General features: G+C 53.6%; 3 protein-coding genes. 2 read left to right on the forward strand and 1 reads right to left on the reverse strand.

Annotated elements, in window-relative coordinates; genetic code table 11:
• Nucleotides 1-34: 34 nt before the first annotated feature.
• Nucleotides 35-340, reverse strand: a complete 306-nt coding sequence (locus EKM95_RS11510) for a hypothetical protein (protein ID WP_125698554.1) — start codon at nt 338-340, stop codon at nt 35-37.
• Nucleotides 341-539: 199 nt separating this feature from the next.
• Between EKM95_RS11510 and EKM95_RS11515 the strand changes: the two genes are divergently transcribed.
• Nucleotides 540-1,166 carry a hypothetical protein gene (locus EKM95_RS11515; RefSeq protein ID WP_125698556.1) on the forward strand — a complete coding sequence of 209 codons (627 nt, stop codon included), beginning with the start codon at nt 540-542 and terminating at the stop codon, nt 1,164-1,166.
• A gap of 196 nt (nt 1,167-1,362) precedes the next feature.
• Nucleotides 1,363-1,833, forward strand: coding sequence for a TFIIB-type zinc ribbon-containing protein (locus tag EKM95_RS11520; protein WP_125698558.1), 471 nt, complete (start codon nt 1,363-1,365; stop codon nt 1,831-1,833).
• Nucleotides 1,834-1,918: the final 85 nt, after the last annotated feature.

The raw sequence follows: 1,918 nt of genomic DNA on the forward strand, positions 1-1,918 counted from the left end.
GACGGGCAAACCTATCGTTTCCGGTACAAATTTACTACCAGCACCAAGAATATGGTGGCCTAGTTGAACAGCCACTATCATACTGAATCGACAGCTCATCCAGCGCATCCTCAAACGCCAGGGAATTCCCGTGGGCTTTGTAATTCTCGAGGAAAAACGCCTTCACATCCTGATCAGGCAACGACTCAACAAACCGCTGCCAGTCTTCCGGGGTGAGCGAGACGTGGAAGTCGTCCGCGTACTCGAAGTCGAGCGTTACCATTTCCTTGTTGTGGTCCTTGCTGAAGCCTTGTGACCGGTAGACCAACGTTGGGACCAGTTCCTCTTTTTCCAATGTCATCGCGTGCCCTTCCCTTCTGCGTATCAAATTATCGATAACTAAATTATACTTTCTCAAAATAAATGTCACAAGGGACGCCACACTCCGAGGCCTCGACTTGCGAACAAAATGCCGTCCCCTCGCCTGCCGAGTCGTCTGCGACGTCTTTTTGCTAAAACGGGTGTATCATCCTAAGCAAACAGAGCGAGGAGGCTTAAAAATGTTGGAGTTTGATTGGCAACAAGTCGAGACGCGCGAATATTCGCGTCGGCAAGAAACGAGTTTCGTGACCCTGACGACCCGCGGTTATTTGACGGTGGAAGGCGAGGCCCCGCTGCGCACGCATGATCCGGCGTTTCTGACGCAGGCGCTGCTGCTGGAGACGATCGCCGCGCGCATCAGCGAAGGCCCCGACGCCGGCATCCCGATCTCGGGGTTTCGCAGCTACCGGCCGTATCCGGTGCAGGCAGTCTGGTCGGGCGGGCCGACGATCGCCAGCCGCCAGCACTTTCAGCTGTGGCTCAAGCAGCCGCTGTTTGTGACAAAAAAGGCAGTCGGCGCGGCCATCACAGAACTTGAAATGGGTCCGGAGGCGAAACCGATTCAATTCAAGCAGCTAGAGGAAGGCACCGAGATCCAGATCTTCAGTCCGGAAACGCTGACGGACACCGGCCACGCCTGGCAGACGCTGACGGCGGCGGTGACTGCAAAAAATCTGGATCTGCGCCTGCCCGACACGCATCGCGAAGTCTACCTGGATGGCGTCCGCAAAGAAAATGTGCTGGTGCGGCTGGCCATCGCGTCGGTGCCGGGGCCGATCGATGCGCGGATGATCACGGTGAACTGAAAACGGTCGGCGCGCCTATATAAAAATCGCAATTCCCGCGGGTTGGGAATTGCGATTTTTGTTTGGCGTGACGCGAAAAATAAATAGCCAGCCACGCAACTTTTTTGCCCATCCGCCGCCTCGTGCCATATTATGTCGCGCCGCTATGTTATTCTTGCGACATCAATTGTTGGCACCACAGAAAGGAAGTTAAAAAATGGGTTATCAACGCGACCAAAATTATGCGAATCGAAATGTTAGTCAGGGCAAAGGCTTCAAATGTCCGGTGTGCGGGTCGTTTGTCCGGGCGGGCTATGATTACTGCCCAAATTGCGGTGAAGTGATCACCGGCTCAAGCACGAGCGGCGGGCTGAACGATGATGAAGTCGACTATATTTACGCTGTGTCGGACTGGAAGATCGGCGAAATGATCATGCTCTTTTGGGCCCTTGTTGCTTCGGCGGCTGGCCTTTGGTGCAGCACCAATCTCCCGTTTCTGGCATTTTTCGGGTTTATTATTTTGTTCATCACACTGATCTTCGGGGTAGCTATGTTGCGCAACCGGATTCGGGACCACGCCGACACGTATCGCGGCTGGTTCTCACGCTGGTTCCGCTATGTGACGCCGAGCCTGATCATCATTTTATCGATCAAGGCGATGATCAATTTTGCCATCAACAACCACTAAAAAAAGGCCCCCAGTTTACAATTCAAGTGCAACACCTTAGCGACTAGACCAAAAAGGCCATGAAGACCTATTCTTGTTAGTGCAA

It is taken from the genome of Lacticaseibacillus yichunensis (genome assembly GCF_003946405.1).
GTDB lineage: Bacteria > Bacillota > Bacilli > Lactobacillales > Lactobacillaceae > Lacticaseibacillus > Lacticaseibacillus yichunensis.